14 protein-coding genes and 3 pseudogenes are annotated in these 22,011 nt (G+C 55.1%); 8 read left to right on the top strand and 9 right to left on the bottom strand.

The genetic code is table 11. The features are described from left to right. Position 1 precedes the first annotated feature (1 nt). From narI to AU14_RS14690, 5 genes and pseudogenes are all read right to left on the bottom strand, one after another. Positions 2 to 679: a respiratory nitrate reductase subunit gamma gene (narI, locus tag AU14_RS14710; protein ID WP_041344029.1), complete on the bottom strand. Its 678-nt coding sequence runs from the start codon at positions 677 to 679 to the stop codon at positions 2 to 4. Positions 680 to 702: 23 nt separating this feature from the next. Then, positions 703 to 1,442, bottom strand: a pseudogene (gene narJ / locus AU14_RS14705) (nitrate reductase molybdenum cofactor assembly chaperone). Between the two features lie 10 nt (positions 1,443 to 1,452). After that, entirely contained in the window at positions 1,453 to 3,027 is a 1,575-nt protein-coding gene (gene narH, locus AU14_RS14700) for a nitrate reductase subunit beta (protein ID WP_041341978.1), read from the bottom strand. Then, positions 3,024 to 6,763 (bottom strand): annotated as a pseudogene (locus AU14_RS14695) (nitrate reductase subunit alpha). Before AU14_RS14695 ends, narH begins: the two are co-directional and overlap by 4 nt. Before the next feature lie 269 nt (positions 6,764 to 7,032). Further along, the gene (locus AU14_RS14690) at positions 7,033 to 8,172 is read right to left on the bottom strand and encodes an MFS transporter (RefSeq protein WP_236744114.1); all 1,140 of its coding nucleotides are present in this window, start codon (positions 8,170 to 8,172) and stop codon (positions 7,033 to 7,035) included. A gap of 165 nt (positions 8,173 to 8,337) precedes the next feature. Between AU14_RS14690 and AU14_RS14685 the strand changes: the two genes are divergently transcribed. Together AU14_RS14685 and narL are read left to right on the top strand one after the other, a co-directional pair. Then, on the top strand, positions 8,338 to 10,197 hold the full coding sequence (locus AU14_RS14685; protein WP_041341975.1) for a histidine kinase: 1,860 nt from the start codon (positions 8,338 to 8,340) through the stop codon (positions 10,195 to 10,197). A gap of 66 nt (positions 10,198 to 10,263) precedes the next feature. Beyond that, entirely contained in the window at positions 10,264 to 10,923 is a 660-nt protein-coding gene (gene narL, locus AU14_RS14680) for a two-component system response regulator NarL (RefSeq protein WP_041341972.1), read from the top strand. Positions 10,924 to 10,945: 22 nt separating this feature from the next. On the opposite strand, the gene hemN is transcribed toward narL, so the two are convergent. Then, positions 10,946 to 12,364: an oxygen-independent coproporphyrinogen III oxidase gene (gene hemN / locus AU14_RS14675; RefSeq protein WP_041341970.1), complete on the bottom strand. Its 1,419-nt coding sequence runs from the start codon at positions 12,362 to 12,364 to the stop codon at positions 10,946 to 10,948. A gap of 206 nt (positions 12,365 to 12,570) precedes the next feature. Further along, positions 12,571 to 13,134 carry a Yip1 family protein gene (locus tag AU14_RS14670; RefSeq protein WP_041341967.1) on the bottom strand — a complete coding sequence of 188 codons (564 nt, stop codon included), beginning with the start codon at positions 13,132 to 13,134 and terminating at the stop codon, positions 12,571 to 12,573. A 355-nt stretch (positions 13,135 to 13,489) separates the two neighbouring features. Here AU14_RS14670 and AU14_RS14665 point away from each other — a divergent pair, with 355 nt between their 5' ends. Continuing rightward, entirely contained in the window at positions 13,490 to 15,127 is a 1,638-nt protein-coding gene (locus tag AU14_RS14665; protein WP_052472069.1) for an MFS transporter, read from the top strand. Positions 15,128 to 15,223: 96 nt separating this feature from the next. After that, complete coding sequence (locus tag AU14_RS14660; RefSeq protein ID WP_041341964.1) at positions 15,224 to 15,640, top strand: globin; 417 nt, start codon at positions 15,224 to 15,226, stop codon at positions 15,638 to 15,640. A 171-nt stretch (positions 15,641 to 15,811) separates the two neighbouring features. On the opposite strand, the gene AU14_RS14655 is transcribed toward AU14_RS14660, so the two are convergent. Together AU14_RS14655 and AU14_RS14650 are read right to left on the bottom strand one after the other, a co-directional pair. Then, on the bottom strand, positions 15,812 to 17,308 hold the full coding sequence (locus tag AU14_RS14655) for an MFS transporter (protein WP_041341961.1): 1,497 nt from the start codon (positions 17,306 to 17,308) through the stop codon (positions 15,812 to 15,814). A gap of 46 nt (positions 17,309 to 17,354) precedes the next feature. Further along, the gene (locus AU14_RS14650) at positions 17,355 to 17,816 is read right to left on the bottom strand and encodes a universal stress protein (RefSeq protein WP_041344027.1); all 462 of its coding nucleotides are present in this window, start codon (positions 17,814 to 17,816) and stop codon (positions 17,355 to 17,357) included. Positions 17,817 to 18,047: 231 nt separating this feature from the next. Here AU14_RS14650 and AU14_RS14645 point away from each other — a divergent pair. The 4 genes and pseudogenes from AU14_RS14645 to modC all read left to right on the top strand — a co-directional run bounded on the left by AU14_RS14645 (position 18,048) and on the right by modC (position 21,976). Beyond that, positions 18,048 to 19,348 (top strand): annotated as a pseudogene (locus AU14_RS14645) (MFS transporter). A 69-nt stretch (positions 19,349 to 19,417) separates the two neighbouring features. Next, positions 19,418 to 20,251, top strand: a complete 834-nt coding sequence (gene modA / locus AU14_RS14640) for a molybdate ABC transporter substrate-binding protein (RefSeq protein WP_052472068.1) — start codon at positions 19,418 to 19,420, stop codon at positions 20,249 to 20,251. After that, positions 20,209 to 20,895, top strand: coding sequence for a molybdate ABC transporter permease subunit (gene modB, locus AU14_RS14635; protein ID WP_041341958.1), 687 nt, complete (start codon positions 20,209 to 20,211; stop codon positions 20,893 to 20,895). Before modA ends, modB begins: the two co-directional genes overlap by 43 nt. 7 nt (positions 20,896 to 20,902) lie before the next feature. Then, on the top strand, positions 20,903 to 21,976 hold the full coding sequence (modC, locus tag AU14_RS14630; RefSeq protein WP_041341955.1) for a molybdenum ABC transporter ATP-binding protein: 1,074 nt from the start codon (positions 20,903 to 20,905) through the stop codon (positions 21,974 to 21,976). The last annotated feature ends 35 nt before the right edge of the window (positions 21,977 to 22,011 follow it).

Below are 22,011 nucleotides of genomic sequence, written 5' to 3'. Positions count from 1 at the left end.
CTTATGCCCGCTTACGTACGACCTGGTATTTCCGACCGAAGTACTCCACAGGCACGCTCAGCATGTGTACCAGACGGGTGAACGGGAAAAGTGCAAAGATCGTGAGGCCCAGGAAGATATGAGTCTTGTAGATCCAGTGCACGTCTTCGATATAGCCGGCAACTCCGCCTTGTAGCGTGAAGATCCCCTGAGCCCAGGCGGAGAATTTCAACATAGTGCTGCCATCCAGGTGGTCCAGAGTTGGCAATATGGTGGCCATCCCCAGGCCCAGCTGTGCCACGAGAATCAGAATCACCAGATTGTCAGCGAAGCTGCTGCTTGCCTGCACTCTTGGATCGGTCAGGCGCCGCCAGGCCAGCATGATGCCGCCCACCAACGCCATAGCACCGGCAATGCCGCCTACTACAATGGCCATGACCTGCTTGGTACCGGGGGTCATGAATGGCTCATACAACGCGTGCGGTGTCAGCAGACCTACAAGGTGACCGAAGAAGATTACCAGTACGCCAACGTGGAACAGGACGCTCGCCATGACCATGTTTTTCTTGCGCAGCATTTGGCTGGAATGCGCTTTCCAGGTGAACTGCCCCTGGTCATAGCGGGCCCAGGTGCCGAGCACCAGGATGGTAATGGCTATATAGGGGTAAACCCCGAATAGTAGTGTGTTCATATAAGACATCATTTTCGTTTCCTCCTGCGCCCTCAGGCGCGCCCTGCCTGACGGGGCGTTGCATCCGTGATCAGCTGATCGCTCAGGTGAATGGTCTGGGTCTGTTCCAGTTCACGACGGCGCTGACCTACAACGCTACCGGTACTGCAGGAGCTGCCCTGATCATCGACAAATTTCACCATTTCCTCTTCCCAGACTTTGTCCAAAGCCTCCGGGGTGTCGTCGCGCTCTTCCGAAGCCACGATCTGGGCCAGCTCCTGGCGATCGGCCGTTCGGCCAGACAGCATCAGCAGGGAATCCATCACCACGTGATAAAAGCTTTCCCGCTGGTATAGGCGCTCCCCGAGCAATCCGAGGATGTGGTGAATATCCTCCAGCCAGTTGCGGATCTCGTCCCAGGGGCGTGTGGACAGATACTCCAGGAACAGTGGCAGGTAGTCCGGCAGCTCCCTCGCATCTATCTCCAGCCCATTGGTGCGGTACTGCTCCATCAGGTCCACCATGGCCTGGCCACGGTCGCGGGATTCGCCGTGCACGTGTTCGAACAGCAGCAGGGACGTCGCCCGGCCCTTATCGAAGGTGCTACATAGGCTTCCTGAAGATCCAACAGATCTCCGTCACACAGCTTTTCCACACAACGAAGCAGCTGCTCCTTGTTCTGCCTCGGTAGTCTGCTGTCCTCAAGAACAGCAGCCACCAGAGCGTCCTGGGAGGCCTGGAGTTCTTCTGTGGGGTACTCCAGAACTCGTGCCAGTACTTTTAAAAGTTGCATTTTGGCCTCCTTATTCCTGCAGCTGTTTCGGGTCAACCTGCTTCACGGTCGCCAGCTTTTGCACCATGCTTGTGGTCTGCTTGCGACCACCGAACATGTTGAATTCGCTGTCGCCGTTGCAGCCGTCGCCAAAGCTAAAGCCGCAACCATTACGCTCGGTATAGGCAGTGGCATCCGGGAAAGCCTCTTTGGCCAGTTCGCGATGGCTCGTCGGGATCACAAAGCGATCTTCGTAGTTGGCGATGGCCAGGTAGCGGTACATCTCGTCCGCCTGGGCCTTAGTCAGCCCGGCTTCCTCCAACGCTCGCAGGTCTTCCTTGCCATCAACGGTTTCGGCACGCTTGTACAGACGCATGGCCATGATCCGCTTCAGGGCCAGAACCACCGGCTTCTCGTCACCGGCGGTGAGCAGGTTGGCCAGGTACTTCACCGGGATTCGCAAGCTTTCGATCTTGGGCAGAACGCCGTCAAATTCGACCTTTCCGGCTTCCGCTGCAGACTGAATCGGGCTCAAGGGTGGCACGTACCAGACCATAGGCAGGGTGCGGTATTCAGGGTGCAGCGGCAGGGCCAGTTTCCAATCCACCGCCATCTTGTAAACCGGGCTCTGCTGGGCTGCTTCGATGACATTCATCGGAATGCCGTCTTTTTTCGCCTGCTCGATCACTTTCGGATCGAATGGGTCCAGGAAAATTTCCAGCTGCTTTTCGTAGAGCTCATGCTCGCCCGGAGCGCTGGCCACTTCCTCGATACGGTCGGCGTCGTAGAGCAGCACACCCAAGTAGCGAATCCGACCAACGCAAGTCTCGGAGCACACGGTCGGCATGCCAGCTTCAATACGCGGGTAGCAGAAAATGCACTTTTCGGACTTGCCGGTTTTCCAGTTGAAGTAGATCTTCTTGTACGGGCAGCCCGAGACACACATCCGCCAGCCACGACACTTGTCCTGATCGATCAGGACGATGCCGTCTTCCTCACGCTTATAAATGGCACCGCTCGGGCAGCTGGCAACACATGCAGGATTCAGGCAGTGCTCGCACAAGCGCGGCAGGTACATCATGAAGGTGTTTTCGAACTGTCCGTATATATCCGCCTGCACCTGGTCAAAGTTCTTGTCCTTACGGCGCTTGGCGAACTCGGTACCGAGGATCTCTTCCCAGTTCGGGCCCCACTCGATCTTCTTCATGCGCTCGCCGGAAATCAGCGAGCGCGGCCGTGCAACTGGTTGATGCTTACTGTCACCGGCGGTATGCAGGTGCTGGTAATCGAAGTCGAACGGCTCGTAGTAGTCGTCAATTTCCGGCAGGTCCGGGTTGGCGAAAATGTTCGCCAGGACCCGGAAACGGCCCCCGATTTTCGGGCGGATCTTGCCGGAGCTGTCACGCATCCAGCCGCCCTTCCACTTGTCCTGGTTCTCCCACTCTTTGGGATAGCCGATACCGGGCTTGGTCTCGACGTTGTTGAACCAGGCGTATTCCATGCCTTCCCGGCTGGTCCACACGTTTTTGCAAGTCACTGAACAGGTGTGGCAACCAATGCACTTGTCGAGGTTCAGCACCATGCCGACTTGGGAACGGATTTTCATTTCACTGCCTCCTGGACATCGTCGTTGCCTTCACCGTCGAGCCAGTCGACGTTGTGCATCTTGCGCACCACCACGAATTCGTCGCGGTTGGATCCTACGGTGCCGTAGTAGTTGAAGCCGTAGGAATACTGGGCGTAACCACCGATCATGTGGGTTGGCTTCGGACACACCCGGGTCACCGAGTTGTGAATACCACCTCGCGTTCCGGTCACTTCGGAGCCGGGAATGTTCACGATCCGCTCCTGGGCGTGGTACATCATCACCATGCCGGGCATGACACGCTGGCTGACTACCGCGCGGGCGGCGATGGCACCGTTGGCGTTGAACAGCTCGATCCAGTCGTTGTCTTCAACACCAATCTCGCGGGCGTCGTCTTCACTCAGCCAGACAATCGGGCCACCGCGGGACAGCGTCAGCATCAAGAGGTTGTCGCTGTAGGTACTGTGGATGCCCCACTTCTGGTGCGGGGTGATCCAGTTCAGCGCCTTCTCCGGATTGCCGTTGGGCTTGGCGCCCAACATCGGCGCAGCGGCCTTGGTGTTGATCGGCGGACGGTACACCAGCAAGCTCTCACCAAAGGCCCGCATCCACTCATGGTCCTGGTAGAACTGTTGGCGTCCGGTCAGGGTGCGCCAGGGGATCAGCTCGTGGACGTTGGTGTAGCCGGCGTTGTAAGACACGTGCTCATCTTCCAGGCCAGACCAGGTGGGGCTGGAAATGATCTTGCGAGGTTGCGCCACCACATCCCGGAAGCGGATTTTCTCCTCTTCCTTGTTTTTCGCCAGGTGGGTGTGGTCCAGGCCGGTCATTTCTGACAACGCTGCCCAGGCCTTTACCGCCACCTGGCCGTTGGTTTCCGGTGCCAGGGTCAGAATCACTTCTGCGGCATCGATGGCGCTTTCGATTTTTGGCCGACCGGCGTTGGCGCCGTCGATGTGGGTGTAGTTCAGCTCCTTGAGGAAGTTCACTTCCTTTTCGGTATTCCAGCTGATGCCCTTGCCACCGTTACCCAGCTTGTCCATCAAGGGGCCGAGAGAGGTAAACCGTGCGTAGGTGTTCGGGTAATCCCGCTCTACGGTGATGAAGTTGGGCGCGGTTTTGCCCGGGATCAGGTCACACTCGCCGTGCTTCCAGTCCTTCACGTCGAACGGCTGGCCCAGCTCAGCTGGCGCGTCGTGCAGCAGCGGCAGGGTAACCACGTCTTTTTCGACCCCCAGATGACCTTCGGCGGCCTTGCTGAACGACTTGGCGATGCCCTTGTATATTTCCCAGTCACTGCGCGCTTCCCAGGCCGGATCGGTGGCGGCGGTCAGCGTGGATGAACGGATGCATGTCGGACGTGTTCAGATCGTTCTTCTCGTACCAGGTGGCCGTGGGCAGAACAATGTCCGAGTACAGACAGGTGGTGGACATGCGGAAATCCAGGGTCACCAGCAGGTCGAGCTTGCCTTCCGGCGCCTCGTCATGCCATTTGACCTCTTTGGGCTTGGCGCCACCTTCGTGGCCCAGATCCTTGCCCTGCAGACCGCTCTTGGTGCCCAGCAGGTACTTCAGCATGTACTCGTGGCCCTTGCCGGAGGAACCCAGCAGATTCGAACGCCAGATGAACATATTGCGCGGGTGGTTTTGAGGCGCTTCCGGATCTTCACTGGCAAAGGCCAGGGAACCGTCTTTCATGGACTGGGCGACGTAGTCAGCCACTTCCATGCCTGCCTGTTCGGCCTCGGCAGCAATACCCAGAGGGTTGCGGTTAAGCTGCGGCGCGGACGGAAGCCAGCCCATGCGCTCGGCACGGACGTTGTAATCGATCAGGCTGCCACCGAATTTGGACTTGTCCGCCAGCGGCGACAGTATTTCATCGACACCCAGCTTCTCGTAGCGCCACTGACCGGAGTGGGCGTAAAAAAAGGAGGTGGAGTTCATGTGCCGGGGTGGACGCTGCCAATCCAGGCCAAAGGCCAGCGGCTGCCAGCCAGTCTGCGGCCGCAGCTTTTCCTGGCCAACATAGTGCGCCCAGCCGCCACCGCTCTGGCCAATACAACCACACATGATCAGCATGTTGATCAGGCCGCGGTAGTTCATATCCATGTGGTACCAGTGGTTCATACCGGCACCCACGATGACCATGGAACGACCCTTGGTCTTGTCGGCGTTATCGGCAAACTCACGGGCAATGCGGATCACTTTCTCGGCGGGGACGCCGGTGATCTTTTCCTGCCAGGCCGGGGTGTAAGGCTTCACTTCGTCATAGGAGGTGGCGCCGTCATCCTCGCCCAGGCCGCGGCTGATGCCGTAGTTGGCCACCATCAGGTCATAGACGGTAACCACGCGCCCTTCGGAACCATCGGCCAGCTGCACCTTGCGGGTACCCAGCTTGTGCTTGAGGACGTCCTTGATTTCCACGTGCTTGAAGTGGTCGTGCTCGATGCCACCGAAATACGGGAAGGCAACGTCTACAACATCATCGTGCTTCTCGACCATGGACAGCTGCAGATTAACGTCGGAGCCCTTGGCAGTCTGCTTCAGATTCCACTTGCCCTTCTGACCCCAGCGGTAACCAATGGAACCATTGGGAGCCGTCAGTTCACCGGAGGCTTCATCAATGGCGATGGTTTTCCACTCGGGATTGTTTTCTTCACCCAGGCCATCCACCAGATCGCTGGCGCGCAGGAAGCGGCCCGGCACGAAGCTGCCATCGTCCTTTTCGTCCAGCATGACAGATAGGGCATGTCGGTGTACCGACGGACGTAATCAGTGAAGTACTCACTGGGGTTGTCGACGTGGAACTCTTTCAGGATCACGTGACCCATGGCCATACCCAGAGCAGCATCGGTACCCTGCTTGGGGTTCATCCACTCGTCGGACAGCTTGGAGACTTCGGCGTAATCCGGAGTAATGGCGACGGTCTTGGTACCCTTGTAGCGAACTTCCGTGAAGAAGTGGGCATCCGGGGTACGGGTCTGGGGTACGTTGGAACCCCAGGCAATGATGTACCCGGAGTTGTACCAGTCGGCGGATTCCGGCACGTCGGTCTGCTCACCCCAGGTTTGCGGGGAGGCAGGCGGCAGGTCACAGTACCAGTCATAGAAGCTCATGCACACGCCGCCGATCATGGACAGGTAACGGCTGCCGGCTGCGTAGGAGACCATGGACATGGCAGGAATGGGCGAGAAGCCGATGATGCGGTCCGGGCCATGCTTTTTGGCGGTGTAGACGTTGGAGGCGCCAATCAGCTCGTTGACTTCGTCCCAGCTGGAACGCACGAACCCGCCCATACCCCGGCGAGGCTTGTATTCCGCCGTTTTGCTGGGGTCTTCAACAATGGAGGCCCAGGCATCCACCGGATCCTTGTGCTCAACTCTTGCCGCGCGCCACAGCCTCATCAGATGTTTGCGCATCAGCGGGTACTTCAGGCGGTTGGCGCTGTACATGTACCAGGAGTAGCTGGCGCCGCGGGGGCAACCACGGGCTCATGGTTGGGCAGATCCGGGCGGGTACGGGGGTAATCGGTTTGCTGGGTTTCCCAGGTAACCAGGCCGTTCTTGACGTAAATTTTCCAGCTGCAGGAGCCGGTGCAGTTTACGCCGTGGGTGGAACGCACGATCTTGTCGTGCTGCCAGCGCTGGCGGTAGCTGTCTTCCCACTCGCGACTGACTTCGTGGGTTTCGCCATGGCCGTTGGCAAACGGCTCACGCTTTTTCCTGAAATAACTCAGCTTGTCGATCAAATGACTCATGGTCTCGCTCTCCATCTGCCCGTCTGCCGGATCGCAGTTCCGATTCGGCTCCGATTTGAGACCATTGTGTGTGAGAAAAACCGCGAAATCTGCGTGGTTACTACCTCATAACCCGGCTCTACCTCACTGGTGGTAGGTGGTGCTAACACCCCGTTGGAGAAGGGATCTACGCTCATGTTCACGCCGGGCCTTCATGAAAAGCCAGAGACATGCTGTAAGTAGCCCAAAAAGGATCATGAACGCGGCACTGGGAATTCCTAGTCCGTCAGTCACGGCACTGAAAAGTACTGGAAGCAGAAAGGCAACCGTGCAGGCACTGACCAGCAATAAGCCAGCAAAAAACGCTGCCAGTTGAGGGTCTTCCAAAATAACCAGACGTTGCAGACTTCCCATGGCGCATCCAAGGGCGACGCCAGAGTCACTACCAAACAAACAGCCAGGAGCAAGGGCACGGCGAATTCCACTTGGAGCATGGTATCTATGCCTTGAATAAAAAGTGTCATGGGCGGATATGACAGTACAAAAAGTGGAACCAAACCAATGACCAACGCTCGGCTTGTTACCCGAGTACTTCCAGAACGATCGGAAAGAGCGCCGCCGACGATCTGAGCCAGGGCTCCGGGGATGACAAACCATTGAGCCAGCTGAGCGCCGGCCTGAGCCGTTAGGTGAAACTGAGAGGTCAGATAATCTGGCAACCAGAGTGCAAGGGAAAAGAAACTACCGGCAACCACACCAAAAAACGCGCAAAGGCGCCAGCTCTGGTTTGACCACGCGCGGCGAAAAAGCAGAGCCGTGCGGGTCGGCTTTGTTGACTCGGGTTCGGCATCCTCCGCGGATGTCAGTAAAAGCATCAGCAAGAGTACTAGAACCAGTACAACCAGGTATGCCAGAGCCACGCCTTTCCAGACGTATGCTTCATGAATAAGGGGGACCAAGTAGTAGTTGAGCCCGGTTCCGGTAACAGCGCTACCAAAAACACCCAGTACCAGCCCGAGCCTTCGGGGCTGGCAATGGCTGGTCACAAACTGAAGTCCGGCGCAGTAAAACCCACCAGCGAGGCCGAGCCCTCCAGCTGCAAATAGGTATGCTGAATAACTCGTAGCCACCAACAGGACGCACATGCAAATCGCTAAACCAGCCAAACAAGCAAGCATGACCGTTCGAGCACCGATGCGTTGCGCCGTCAGGCCGGCGGGGATCGCCAGCACCGCACTCACGGCCATAGGCATCGCCAGCAAGAGACCAAATTCAAGGCTCCCCAGCGACAACTCCATGCGCACGTGCGCGCCGGCAACGGCAAACAAAGTCCAACAGCCTGAAGCAATGACAAAACCAGCCAGTGCCAACGGGAGAACTATGGCCAGACCAGTAGGCTGATCTTCTCCTTCTACTGAGTCGCTCACCATGGCAGCTCTTCCTGAAAATCCGGTACTTCAGTGTCATCTTTTGCCGTGCAAACGGTCAAAGACTATGATGGGAGACTACCTTTGGTGGTAAGCGTTTAACCTACTGGGGATAGCTTGACGCCAAAAGCGATGGGCGAAAGTCCACAACCGACAAGATTCCTAGAGATGAAATCCAGAACCTCGCTCGTAAATCGGCTGACAGTCGTAGTTGGCGCTATCGTGCTAACCGCTTTGGTGAGTATGACTGCCACGCTTTTCGTGTCGAAAAGCATTGAGGGAAATGCCACGGCGATTAACCAGTCTGGCGCGCTTCGAATGGGCGCCTTCCAGCTATTGTCACGAGCCGCGAGTGCTTCAGACAGCGAGATTGATGCTATCGCGCTTGATGAACTGATTGCGTCTTACACTGAGAGTCTGACGAGCTTGGGCATCACTCAGGCGATTCCTGACACTCAGGACCACCCATTATCGGTTCAGCATCAGGTCCTCCTCGGCGTATGGAATGAAAGCGTCAGGCCTTACCTGGAAACGCGTGAACCGGGGGAGCCGCTAAACACTGATCTAATCCTCACTATCGAAGACTATGTCCGGGAAGTAGATCGTTTTGTCGCCATGTTGGAGGAAAGAACTGAAGCGCGGATTGATCTCTTGCACCTGATTCAGTTAGTCAGCCTTGCCTTTACGATAGTGATCGTCTTTGCTTTGTTTTTCGACCTCAAGAGCCGGGTGCTTCGCCCACTTCGAAAACTGGTTGAGATCGCCGGAGCTATCCAGCAGCGGGACTTTTCGCGGCGGGCTAACCTCAAGGGAAGCGATGAACTCGCTCAGCTCGGCGATGCGTTTGACAGCATGGCCCGTGAGCTGGCGCACTCCTACCATGACCTGGAAAAGCGGGTTTTAACCAAGACAGAAGAGCTGGAAAAAAGCCACGCGGCGTTGCAGCTCCTTCATATCTCTAGCAGAAGTCTGTTTACCAACCATGACCTATGCGATGGCGCAGTGCCTATGCTTCAGCAACTGGAGCAACTGCTTGGCATTGGCCCCATTCAGATTTTCCTGCATGACAAGACCTCTCCCGAGCCCGTGAGAGCAGTGACCACGGCGACTCGGGAACGTCCGTTTTACTGCAAGGATCATCATTGTAATGCCTGCCTGGTGAAGTCAGAGCAATACGACGAGCTCCCGGCCGAAGACAACGATGGCCGGCGTTTGTTGCTACCGATAGGTACTCCGGGACAACTGCTAGGGACGCTGGAAGTCTGGTATCCCGCTGAAAAATCACTATCTGAAACCTCGCGTCGCTTGTTAGAGACACTGAGCGATCAGCTGGCCACTGCGATCTATCTGGAACAACAGAATAACGAAGAACAGCAATTAACCCTGGCTGAGGAGCGGACGGTCATCGCACGTGAACTGCACGATTCCTTGGCTCAGTCGCTTTCCTATCTGAAAATGCAGGTGGCCCGTCTGCGAAGGCTCAACATTGATGGGGAGAAACAGGCGACTCATGACGCGATTCTGGACGAACTCAGCACGGGGCTGAATAGCGCCTACAGACAACTCCGTGAACTACTAACAACCTTTCGTCTTAAACTGGACACGCCGGATCTCTTTACGGCGCTTGGGCACACTGCCCGAGAGTTTTCAGAACGCTTGGATAAGCCGGTGTCGCTGACATACAACCTGCCTCCCAATATGTTATCGCCAAATGAGGAAATCCATACCTTGCAGATTGTCCGCGAGGGATTGGCCAACGCGATCAAACATGCGGATGCCAGTGAGGTTGCTGTTGATGTTGTCTTTGAATCACCGAGAGTCAGAGTTCTCGTCCGGGATAATGGCAAAGGCCTTCCAGAGGAAGGCCAGCCCGTTAGCCATTACGGCCTTATTATCATGCAAGACCGCGCGAGAACGCTCGGTGGACAGGTAAGGGTAAGCAATCGAGATGAGGGTGGTGTCGAGGTGTCATTGTCTTTCGTGCCCAAAAGTCGCAATCTTATCTCCACGGAAACCGCAGACGTCTGAGCTGGCCACTACTAACGGGCCGCCATTGAACGTGCCGAAACGCAAAACAAGGAAGGCGGAATAATAATGTCTGAAACACCCGCAAGCATTCTACTGATTGATGATCACCCACTGCTGCGTCAGGGCATCAAGCAGTTAATTGAAATGGAAGATGATATGGAGGTAGCGGGTGAAGCCAGCAACGCGGCCGATGGCATTCTCCTGGCTAAGGACATTGAGCCTGATCTGATTCTGATGGATCTCAATATGCCGGAGATGAACGGCATCGAAGCCCTCGAATCGCTGCGAGAACATAACATCAGCTCGCGCATCATCATGTTCACCGTGTCAGATTACGAAGACGACGTTGTTGCCGCCTTGCGGGCGGGTGCTGACGGCTACCTTCTCAAGGACATGGAGCCCGAGGATATGATTCGTCAATTACGTCAGGCCGCGGTTGGCAAAATGGTGATCAGTGAACGGTTAACCACTCTGCTAGCGCAGGCGCTTCGCTCCAACAAGTCGCAGCAGGCGTCGCGCCCGGATTATGACAGCCTGACACCCCGAGAAAAGGACATTCTGCGTCTCATTGCCGAGGGTCTCTCGAACAAGATGATCGGCCGCAAGCTGGACATTAGCGACGGTACGGTCAAAGTTCACGTCAAGCATTTGCTGAAAAAGCTCAATTTACGTTCACGGGTTGAAGCTGCTGTCTGGGCGGTTGAAGAGGGTTTGCACAAGAGCTGAAAGGTGTTTGCACCTCTACACCCTATATGATTCGTGAGAATCTCTGGCTTGCTCCTTCCTTCCGATAGGCATCGAAAACCTGGCAGATGGCCCGAATCAGCAATCGGCCGGCTGGCTGTACCTGGAGAGCGTTGCCGTTATCAGCAATGAGTCTATCCTTGATCATCGGCTCGAGCTGGCGCAGCTCGTCGGCGAAGTAGTTGTTAAATTCTTCATCCCAGGCGTCCGAGAACTGCTGACGCTCAAGCCGGAACTGACAAATTAACTGCCCGATCACCCAACGGCGAATCCGGTCATCACGACTGAGGTTAACGCCTTTGGTGATGGCCAGCTTGCCAGAGTCGATCGCGGATTCCCACGCAGGTAGGTTGTGGTTGTTCTGAAAATAGGCATCCTCTGTCTGCCCGATGGCGGATACTCCCAATGACACCAGGTCGCACTCCGAATGGGTGGTGTAGCCCTGGAAATTCCGACGCAGACGGCTCTCACGCTGCGCCACGGCGAGGCTATCATCAGGTTTCGCGAAATGATCCATGCCGATGTATTGGTAGCCAGCATCCAACAACCGGTTAATGGTGTTGTGAAGGATGATGAGTTTCTGTTGAGGGCTTGGCAAAGTCTCGGTTTTGATCCGCGTTTGCGGGTAAAAGCGGTCGGGCAGGTGCGCGTAACTGAACACCGAGAGCCGGTCAGGTGACAAATCGATAACTGCTTCCAATGTCTCTGCAAAGCTCTCGGGAGTCTGATGGGGCAAGCCATAGATCAAGTCCAGATTGATCGAGCGGAAACCTATTCGTCTTGCTTCCTGCAAAATGGATTCGGTCAGCTCCCGTGGCTGAATTCGGTTGACTGCCTTTTGCACGTTCGGATTTACGTCCTGAACACCCAGACTGATGCGGTTAAAGCCCAGCTTCCACAGAGTGGGCAAGGTGTTCTGATCGACCTCCCGAGGGTCAATTTCAATGCTGTAGTCCCGATCGCTATGGTTTTGCAGGTTAAACAATTCGCCATAGCCCTGCATTAGCGTTTCCATCACGTCATTCGGCAGGAAGGTAGGCGTACCGCCTCCCCAATGCAGCTGGTTTACCGGTCGGTCTGGTCCGAACAGTGAGGCCTGGATAGCCGCCTCTTTAAGCAGTCGTTCTACGTAGGGCATTGCCTTGTCGCGCTTTTTGGTAATGACCTTGTTGCAGGCGCAGTAGTAGCAGAGATGGGCACAGAATGGCAGGTGGGTATAGAGCGACAACGGGCGGTCACTGGCTCTACTGCGAGCGGCTGCCGCTTCCATGTCGCGCTCTTGGTAGTTCTGATCGAACTCCACTGCAGTCGGGTAGGAGGTATAACGCGGGCCGCTCAGATCGTAACGCTGAATCAATGACTCATCCCACAGAAAACTGGGCAGGGACAGCTCCGACACTGAATGACCTGAACGACCTACCATAAAAGACTCTCTGACTCAGGGGATAAATTTGAATAAGCGACTGACGGTATAGTATCAAGCGATCCCGGAGCTCGCCCTTGCGCTCTTGGCGTAGTTTCGCTTACCCCCTATGGGGAATGTCGGTTGGTTCAGACGATGCCAGACCAAATCAGCAGTATTTGTGCTGGAGCTGTGAGAGACCCCAATAAGGAAGCCCTGGGCAAAAGTCAGAAGGCCCAAACAGTCGCCATCAATATACCCCATGCCAACAGGGATGCTGCCATCACCGTATAGGTAGCAGACATTGCAACGACATCGTCATCTGATCGCTGGCACAGAGACTTTATTCCCTGGTAAATCAGTAGACTCGAAAAGCACAGGCCCACCAGAACACTTACCACGCTTATTGCAAGCACCGGCACCAATAGCGCGAGAGAAGAAAGCCACAGGGGGATCGGGGCAATGGCGGCAAGCAGGTAGGCGTCGTGATAACTGATCTCCATTTTGTCACTGTTCATGACCGAGTGGATCAGCCATCCCATGATGAAGAACGTCAGCAATTCTGCCAGAAACAGAATAGTGGTGATGAATCGCCATTCTTTATCAGCGAAACCGGGCATGAAGTCATCGCCATAATGGACTCCCGCAAAATACAAAAGCACGGGTGGTAGAAGCGACATTGGCAAAACCACCACCCACGCCAGGAACGGTATGGAGAAATTCTTTCGTTTCAGTGCCTGCCAGCCATCGTTTCCAGGCAATGGTAAACGCAAAAAATGAGATACCGTCATGACGCATCCTCCCGAATAATCCCCTCATTAAACAGATAGCGTCGTCGAAGTCACAGGTCAACTATTGGTCTTGATCTAAAGCAAGTCGAGGCTGGAAACGAATGGCTACCTCCTCTGCTCTGGCCTTAAAACTATCTACCTACACCGAGATACATCCAACGCAAGCATCTGAAATTTATGAATTTTATTAGCGTTTTTGGGGCTGGAAAAATGTTCATTTAATGAGCTTAATGCCCCGGGCAAGACCTTGAGATATATCAATAATGCAGGCTCATCTGATTTGCACAATGATAACAAGAAGCCCGGCTGTCGCTCTCCGAGCGGCCAGTGGCGTGTAAACCAGGGAGTCACAAACATGACCAAGACCAATGCTCATATCGATAACTGGGGAGTCGAGTCCCGGGACAAAACCAATGCAGACATCGAACACTGGGATGTCGAAAGTGCCGAGTTTTGGGAGCAAAAAGGAAAGCGAATCGCCTCCCGCAACCTGTGGATATCCATTCCCAGCTTATTGATGGGTTTTGCGGTGTGGCTGATGTGGGGGATGATCACCACCCAGATGAAAAACCTGGGCTTCGCCTTCAGTATTGAACAACTGTTTACCCTGTCTGCCATTGCCGGCTTATCGGGCGCCACCTTGCGGATCCCCGCGTCGTTCATGATCAAGATTGCAGGCGGCCGCAACACCGTGTTTCTGACCACGGCACTACTGATGATTCCGGCAGCCGGCACCGGTTTTGCGCTGATGAATCCAGACACCCCGTTCATTGTGTTTCAGGCACTGGCGCTGCTGTCCGGTATTGGTGGCGGTAACTTCGCCTGCTCCATGAGCAATATCAGCAGCTTCTACCCTAAAAGCAAACAGGGGTATGGCCTGGGGATGAACGCAGGTCTTGGCAATTTTGGTGTCACAACCATGCAGGTGTTGATCCCCTTGGTGATGACCGTGGGCATTTTCGGAGCACTTGCCGGGGACCCACTGCAACTGCAGAGCCCCAGTGGCACACTGATCGGCCGTATTGAGGCGGGCACCGACACCTGGATTCAGAACGCTGGATTTATCTGGCTCGTCTTTTTGATTCCTCTGGCCTTTGCAGGCTGGTTCGGCATGAACAATCTGAAAGTGGTCACACCGAATCCCGGTCAGCCACTGTCGGCTTTCGGAAAAATCCTGGGGCTCTATGGCGTTGGGATTTTCGCTTCGATCGCTGGTATCTGGGCGTTGGATTTACTAAGTATGTGGCTGGCACTGCCACTGACTATCGTGCTGACGCTGGTATTGCTGCGCCTTATTCCGGGCGACATCAAACCCAATATCCAGGCTCAGTTCGCCATTTTCAGTAACAAGCACACTTGGTCGATGACCGTGCTGTACATCCTGACTTTCGGATCATTTATTGGATTTTCAGCGGCACTGCCTCTGTCTATCTCTGTCATTTTTGGAAACATGATGGAGGTTGCGGCTGACGGCACCATGACTAGAGTCGTCAACCCGGACGCGCCGAGTGCTCTGACCTGGGCGTGGATGGGTCCGTTTGTTGGCGCTTTGATACGCCCGGTAGGTGGGTGGATTTCCGATAAGGTGGGAGGTTCCATTGTTACCCAGATCATCTCAGTGGTAATGGTCGGCGCGTCCGTGGCAACTGGCTATGTGATGATGCTGGCCTATAACTCCACCGATCCAAATGCCTACTTTTTGGCATTCCTGATTCTGTTCATTGTCATGTTTGCGGCCAGCGGTATCGGTAACGGTTCCACTTTCCGCAGCATTGGTTTTATCTTTGACCCGCAGCAGAAGGGGCCCGTTCTGGGGTGGACTTCAGCGGTTGCCGCCTATGGCGCATTCATCGCTCCACGCGTAATGGGACAGGAGATTCAGGCTGGTACCCCAGAAGTCGCCATGTACGGATTCGCAGTGTTTTATGCGCTATGCCTGGTGGTTAACTGGTGGTTCTACCTGCGCAAAAATGCCTACATCAAAAACCCATGATCCCAAGGTAAAGAACGAGCACCGACCTCAGTTTTGAGGTCGGTGCTATTCTTTGAGAGTTGACCAGAAGAACCCTCTGGCAATTGGGAGAAGCTCATGTCTTTCGATGACATCTTTGATGCAAGCTTCGACCGTGTGCAGATGCCATGCGGTAGCCGTGTGAGTTTCTTCGAAGCCTTTTATCGCCATTTCCTGATGTCCTCCCCCGAAGTCCGGATTCTGTTTCGCAACACGGATATGGCCGTCCAGAGGCGAATGCTCAAGAAATCGTTTTTCAGCCTGGTCTCTTTTTACGCCAGCGGTACTGTTGACGATGTATTGCATAAGACAGCCCAGACGCACAGTGCGCGCCAGCTCAATATCCAGCCCCACCTGTACGACTTGTGGCTCGAATGCTTGATCGACACAGTAAGAGAGTTCGACCCCCTATTCAGCGACGACGTGGAGCTGGCCTGGCGGCTGATCCTAAGTTCCGGAATCACTTATATGAAGTTCGGGTACGATCACTTTTAACGCGCTCCCGAGCAACAGCCCTCCCTATACGTTTGGAAGGATTGGGTCTGGCAGAGACCACATGGGGAGAGGCAAAGGAGCGGGGCGGGACCAAAAGTTATTGATAGAAAGTGCAAAAAAATCGGCCTCATCAAATGATGCGGCCGATCAAAGAAGTGCTCCTACGGACGTTCAATTACCGGCAGATGCCTGACGCTGCTCGTTTTCGATTTCAAGATCCACAGAGGAAACCTGGTACTCATCCGCGAATCCGGATTCCGGCTCTTTAAGCCACATGATGCATAACACCCAGCTCACAAAAGCTCCACAGGCGATGATGTAAAAGAACTGGGTAGGCGTCACAAAGGTATATATGGTGAGATAGACCACAGCTCCGACATTTCCGTAAGCACCCGCCATACCAGAAATCTGGCCAGTTAAACGACGCTTGATTGAGGGGATGATTCCGAAGGTAGCGCCTTCGGCACCCTGAACAAAAAACGACGTGAAAACAGTAATACCGACGGCAACGATTAAAGGCCAGGTAGAATTCATCAGACCCATCAGACCAAATCCGACCGAAATACCAAACATATAGCTAAGCATCACGAAGCGGCGGTTACCCATCCGATCGGAGACCAAACCACCCATGGGCCGCGCAACCAGGTTGACGAAGGCAAACGAGGCGGCGATCAGGCCGGCTGCGGTGGCGCTCAGGCTCCAGGTTTGTTCGAAGAACATCGGCAACATGGAAACCACGGCGAGTTCTGCGCCGAAGTTGGCAAAATAGGTGCTGTTTAATGCCGCTACGCTGTTAAATGGGTATTTATCATCTTCAGGAACACCTTTGCTCAGGATGGGCACATTCACCCGCAGAATCTGGACTATCTGGTAGCTGACAATGGCAAAGATAACTGCGTAGCAGATCGTCGCGCCTGTGGCGCTCAGGTAGCCCATGTTCTCGATGCGCCAAACGAGAATACCCAGAACCCCAACCAGCGGGATGGTCCAGAGAATAAGCTTGACCATGTCACCCCAGGTACTGACCTCCAGGGCAACAGCTTTTCGCGGCTTGCGATGGACGGTACCAGCGGGGCCGTCAGTGAGAGCGAACCAATAGAAGACGCCATAGGCCGCCATCACAACAGCACTTTGCGCAATGGCCCAGCGCCATCCATCCTCCCCTCCGTACATTTGCAGGGCGATTGTTGGGAGGGTGATTGCTGCTGCAGCAGAACCGAAATTCCCCCAGCCCGCGTAAAAACCCTCGGCGAATCCGATGTCTTTGGGCTTAAACCACATAGCAGTCATATGGATTCCAACCACGAAGCTGGCGCCGATGGAGCTGAGCACCAATCGGCTCACTAACAGTTGAGTCATGGTATTACCAAAGGCAAATGCCAGAGCCGGGATCGCCATCAGAATCATCAGCACGGAAAAAACCCTGCGTGGTCCGAAACGATCGAGGGCCATGCCAACAATAATCCTGGCCGGTATGGTCAGGGCAACGTTACAGATCGCGAACAGGCGAAGATCATCCGCGGTTAGCCAGTCGACGCTTTTGAGCATGCTGGATGCCAACGGCGCCATGTTGAACCAAACGTAAAAGGTAATGAAGAATGCAATCCAGGTCAGGTGCAGCGCCCTGATCTCAGGATTCTTGACGCGAAAAACGTCTGCGACTTTCATGTCAGCCTCCCTGGGCTATCAGATATGGAAACTGGGATGCCCTCACTCAACGGGCAGGCAAGATCAACAGTGGGCACTGGATGCGGCGGGCCAAAAACGAACTGACGCTCCCGAAGGTCATGTAGTCCAGCTCATCAACGAAATGGGTCAGCGACCGAGCAATAAAACCGCCGTCAGGCTCGTGACTGTGGCGGGCAATGACCAACATGTTGGGATGGACTTTGTTTTCCGCGGCATAAAGCAGCATCTTCCGAGCATCCCCCTCCAGTAGCAGGGTCTGGTGGGAAATCCCCTCCTTCTCGCAGACCTCTCTGGCGTCAAGCAGGTGCTGTTTCAGGTGCTCGACCTCCTCCTGGAAAAGCTCTTCATTTCCTGACGTAATGTCTCGCGGGTTTTCCGCGACGGCGACCAGAGCAAGTTCGAGGTCTAGATCGCGAAACATGGTGATCGTTTGCACCAACGCCATCTTTGCGTTGCGCGAACCGTCGTAGGCAATCATGATTTTCATGACCGGATTCTCCTGAAGGTCGATGATCTTTGGCAGCATTAGCCATAAGCTGTGCCTATCGATAATTGACGAAAATCAAAAACCTCACGGCTTACCCCGTAAGAGAAGACTCCTCTACTCACTTCACCCTGCAGGGGGTACCTCTAATGCCCCGCACCGGGAAAGCCTGTTTTTGCTACCGTAAATAGACCGTTCGCAACGGATATTTTGAGTATCAGGAAGAGGTGGGCTATGGCTGGGAATCCGACCAAACCAGAGCAATATCAAGCGCTGGGTATATCTACCCTCGCGTTCACTCTGTGCTTCGCGGTCTGGACGATCTTCTCGATCATCGGTATTCAGATCGCGGAGGAATTGGCTCTGTCGAACACTCAACTTGGACTGTTGATGGCAACACCCATCCTGACAGGATCAGTCAGTCGACTGTTTCTCGGGATCTGGACCGACCGCTACGGTGGCCGCTGGGTGTTCGGCATCTTGATGCTGACCACATCGGTCTGTGTTTACCTGCTTACCTTTGCGACCAGCTATCTGATGTTGCTGGTAGGTGCCCTTGGGGTGGGGCTTGCCGGCGGCGCGTTTATTGTAGGCGTGGCCTACACCGCGGCCTGGTTTGAACCTGAGCGTCAAGGGACTGCTCTCGGTATATTCGGGGCGGGTAACGTTGGCGCAGCCGTGACTAACTTTGGCGCACCGTTTCTTCTCGTTGCATTCGGCTGGGAGCGCACAGCAACTATCTACGCCACGGTGCTGGCAGTCATGGGCGTTCTCTTCCTGTTGTTTGCGAAAAACGATCCAATGGCGCAGGAACGGGCAAGCATCAAAGCTAAATCGTTCCTGGAACAAATGGCTCCATTGCGTGAGCTTCGGGTATGGCGCTTTGCGCTGTACTACTTCTTCGTGTTTGGTGCCTTTGTGGCATTGGCACTATGGCTTCCGCATTATTTGATCGGTGTTTACGGTCTCGATATCAAAACCGCGGGGATCATTGCCGCTCTGTATACTATTCCTGCCTCACTGTTTCGCATACTGGGGGATGGATGTCTGATCGTTTCGGCGCTCGACGGATTATGTATTGGACCTTCATTGCGTCCGTTGCTTGCACCTTTCTGCTGAGTTACCCACCCACCGATTACGTAGTGCATGGAATAGATGGCGATATTCGCTTCACCATTGAAACCAGCCTGCCAGTGTTCATTTTGCTCATCTTCGTACTGGGTTTTTTCATGTCACTGGGCAAGGCAGCAGTCTATAAACATGTCCCGGTCTACTACCCACAGCACGTTGGTGCGGTGGGCGGCGTGGTCGGAATGATTGGTGGTCTTGGAGGGTTTGTCCTGCCGCTGACATTTGGTGTGCTCAATGATCTGACCGGCATCTGGCAAAGCTGTTTCATGTTGAGTTTTTGCATCGTGGCTTTGGCGTTAATGTGGATGCACTTCACCATTCGCAGGGCTGAACGAGAAGAATGGGCTGCCAACGAAGAGCGAACAGATTTGCCGGAACTGGCCTCACGAACACCCTTAAATTAACGCCGTTGGCTCTGAGGTCAACTGACACTGCTACTTTGGGGGTAGCGACAATACAGTGAAGACATCACCATGAATTTTTTCTCACTTTGCCGACTTCTGACAGTGACCTTCCTGCTCACCGGCCCCAGCGTTGCATCGGCAGAACAATCCTTGCGGATCGCCGCTGCATCTGACCTGCGTTTCGCGCTGGATGACATTGTCCAGGCCTACCGGGAGGCAAATCCCGAGGCCTCGGTTGACGTTATTTACGGTTCCTCGGGGAAAATGACCACGCAGATCGCCAATGGCGCCTCTTACGACGTGTTTTTCTCCGCAGACATTCGGTATCCCCAAAAGCTTGCACGGGAGGGCCTGACTGCAACCGAACCAACGGTCTACGCCATCGGACGCATCGTACTCTGGAGCGACACTCTGGATGCCGGCAGCCTGACACTGGCCGACCTGGCGTCAGAGCAGGTGTCCCGGATTGCCATCGCCCAACCCGCTCATGCACCCTACGGTATGCGGGCTCGGGAAGCCCTGAAATCCGCCGGAGTATGGGAGGCGATCCAGCACAAACTAGTGTTCGGAGAAAACATTGCGCACGCGGCCCAGATGACCCGCTCAGGGGCCGCTGATGCGGGCATTATCGCCCTTTCACTGGCGCGGTTTCCGGAGTTGGCCGAACACAATCATCATCTGATTGACCATCGCCTGCATCAACCTCTGACTCAGGGCTTTGTGGTAACCAAAAGGGCCAGAGACAAAGCCTCGGCGCAAGCATTTGTCAGCTTTATGGCCACGACACAGGCCCTCAACATCATGACCCGGTACGGTTTCGTGCTGCCAAATGAAACCAGGTCCGAAGGAAAGGAAGCTTCATGGGCGCACTTGGACCCGAAGAATGGCAAGCCATCAACGTGACCCTCAGGCTGTGCCTGTATACGTCGGTTGTGCTGATGATGTTAGCCACCCCGATCGCCTGGTGGCTGGCCAATGGTCGCTCACGCCTCAAGGGAGTAGTGCAGTCAGTGGTATCCCTGCCCTTGGTGTTACCTCCCACGGTGCTGGGATTTTACCTTCTGATCACCCTTGGTCCCCGGGGACTAATCGGTGGCTCGCTGGAACAAATGGGGTTAAACCACCTCGCTTTTTCCTTTGAAGGCATTCTGATTGCCTCAGTGATCTATTCCCTGCCGTTCGCGGTGCAGCCTCTGACGGAAGCATTCCGAAACATTGGGCGGCGCCCGGTGGAAGTGGCCAGCAGTCTGGGCGCAAACGCGCTAGACCGGTTCCGCACCGTAATTTTCCCCCTGAGCCGTGGCGGTTACCTCGTCGCCGCCACACTCACCTTCGCCCACACTTTAGGCGAGTTCGGGGTCATATTGATGCTCGGTGGCAGCATTCCCGGTGAAACCCGTGTTCTGTCGGTTCTTATCTACGACCACGCCGAAGCCATGAACTACGAGGCCGCACACAGCCTGTCATTGCTGATTCTGGTTTTCGCCTTTGTCACCCTGTGGCTGGTGTACAGCGTGAATCGCCGCTTCATAGTGGCCAGGATATGACGCCGGCATGAGCCTTCGCATTCGCGCCAAGCTGCGCCTCAGCAGCAATTTCGAGCTGAACGTCAACCACACATTCCCGCTGTCTGGCGTGATAGCCCTGTTTGGTCGCTCCGGTTGTGGCAAGACGTCGCTCCTTCGCCTGATAGCGGGTCTGGAGCGGGTTAAAGAAGCCGAGATTCGGTTCCGCGATCAGGTATGGCAATACGATGGCCACTTTCAGCCATTGCATCGACGACGCATTGGCCTGGTTTTTCAGGAACACAGCCTACTGCCGCACCTGTCGGTGCGAGACAACCTGCTTTACGGTTATCGCCGCACACCCTCTAAATTGAGACGAATGCACCCCAACAACGTGGCGGCCATGCTGGGAATTGACGCTTTGCTGGATCGCAGGATTGACCAACTGTCCGGCGGCCAACGACAGCGGGTATCGTTAGGTCGCGCGCTTATGATCAGCCCCCAACTTCTACTGCTGGACGAGCCCATGGCGGCGCTGGACGAACAGGCCAAACGAGATTTGATGCCGTTCCTGAGCCGCATTGCAGCAGAATTTGAAATTCCCATCATCATGGTCAGCCACTCACCCAGTGAAATCGAGCGTTTGGCAGACTGGGTGGTCTTTATGAGGGATGGGCGGATAGAGGCTGTCGAGCCACTGAAAGAAGCCTTGGCTAAGCCCGATTCTCCTCTGTTCAATGACTCGGGCGCTGCGTTTATCTTGGAAGGAGCATTGGGGCCAACCAACAGCGACGGATTTCGTCCGTTCGGCCCACCGGAGGCGCGACTCTGGGTATCTTCACTAGACCATTCTGATGAATCCAGTTCAACCAGGCTGACGATACAGGCAAGAGACGTGAGCCTGTCGCTGATAGAACCAACTCAGACCAGCATTCAGAACCACCTTCCGGTTACGGTAGAACGCATTGATGCATCGACAGTACATAGAGCGGTTGTTGCCTGCCGAACGAACGATGATCAGTTGCTCTTGGCGGAAATAACGTCCAGGGCGGTACATCAACTTCAGCTGGAACCAGGTCAATCTGTGTTCGCGCTGATCAAATCTGGAGCCCTGTTACCGTAACACTCTGATCCGCATTTCCTTATCCCCGAAAAAAG

The organism is Marinobacter similis, from assembly GCF_000830985.1.
Lineage (GTDB): Bacteria > Pseudomonadota > Gammaproteobacteria > Pseudomonadales > Oleiphilaceae > Marinobacter > Marinobacter similis.
Note: the sequence above shows the minus strand (reverse complement) of the source record. Positions and strands in the feature narration are given on the sequence as shown.

Excerpts from the sequence above, each read along its gene's own strand:
- modC (WP_041341955.1), top strand. The coding sequence starts at position 20,903 with ATGAGCCTTCGCATTCGCGCCAAGCTGCGCCTCAGCAGCAATTTCGAG.
- modA (WP_052472068.1), top strand. The coding sequence starts at position 19,418 with ATGAATTTTTTCTCACTTTGCCGACTTCTGACAGTGACCTTCCTGCTC.
- narI (WP_041344029.1), bottom strand. The coding sequence starts at position 679 with ATGTCTTATATGAACACACTACTATTCGGGGTTTACCCCTATATAGCC.
- modB (WP_041341958.1), top strand. The coding sequence starts at position 20,209 with ATGGGCGCACTTGGACCCGAAGAATGGCAAGCCATCAACGTGACCCTC.
- AU14_RS14670 (WP_041341967.1), bottom strand. The coding sequence starts at position 13,134 with ATGACGGTATCTCATTTTTTGCGTTTACCATTGCCTGGAAACGATGGC.
- AU14_RS14665 (WP_052472069.1), top strand. The coding sequence starts at position 13,490 with ATGACCAAGACCAATGCTCATATCGATAACTGGGGAGTCGAGTCCCGG.
- narH (WP_041341978.1), bottom strand. The coding sequence starts at position 3,027 with ATGAAAATCCGTTCCCAAGTCGGCATGGTGCTGAACCTCGACAAGTGC.
- narL (WP_041341972.1), top strand. The coding sequence starts at position 10,264 with ATGTCTGAAACACCCGCAAGCATTCTACTGATTGATGATCACCCACTG.
- AU14_RS14655 (WP_041341961.1), bottom strand. The coding sequence starts at position 17,308 with ATGAAAGTCGCAGACGTTTTTCGCGTCAAGAATCCTGAGATCAGGGCG.
- AU14_RS14685 (WP_041341975.1), top strand. The coding sequence starts at position 8,338 with ATGAAATCCAGAACCTCGCTCGTAAATCGGCTGACAGTCGTAGTTGGC.
- AU14_RS14650 (WP_041344027.1), bottom strand. The coding sequence starts at position 17,816 with ATGAAAATCATGATTGCCTACGACGGTTCGCGCAACGCAAAGATGGCG.
- AU14_RS14660 (WP_041341964.1), top strand. The coding sequence starts at position 15,224 with ATGTCTTTCGATGACATCTTTGATGCAAGCTTCGACCGTGTGCAGATG.
- AU14_RS14690 (WP_236744114.1), bottom strand. The coding sequence starts at position 8,172 with ATGGTGAGCGACTCAGTAGAAGGAGAAGATCAGCCTACTGGTCTGGCC.
- hemN (WP_041341970.1), bottom strand. The coding sequence starts at position 12,364 with ATGGTAGGTCGTTCAGGTCATTCAGTGTCGGAGCTGTCCCTGCCCAGT.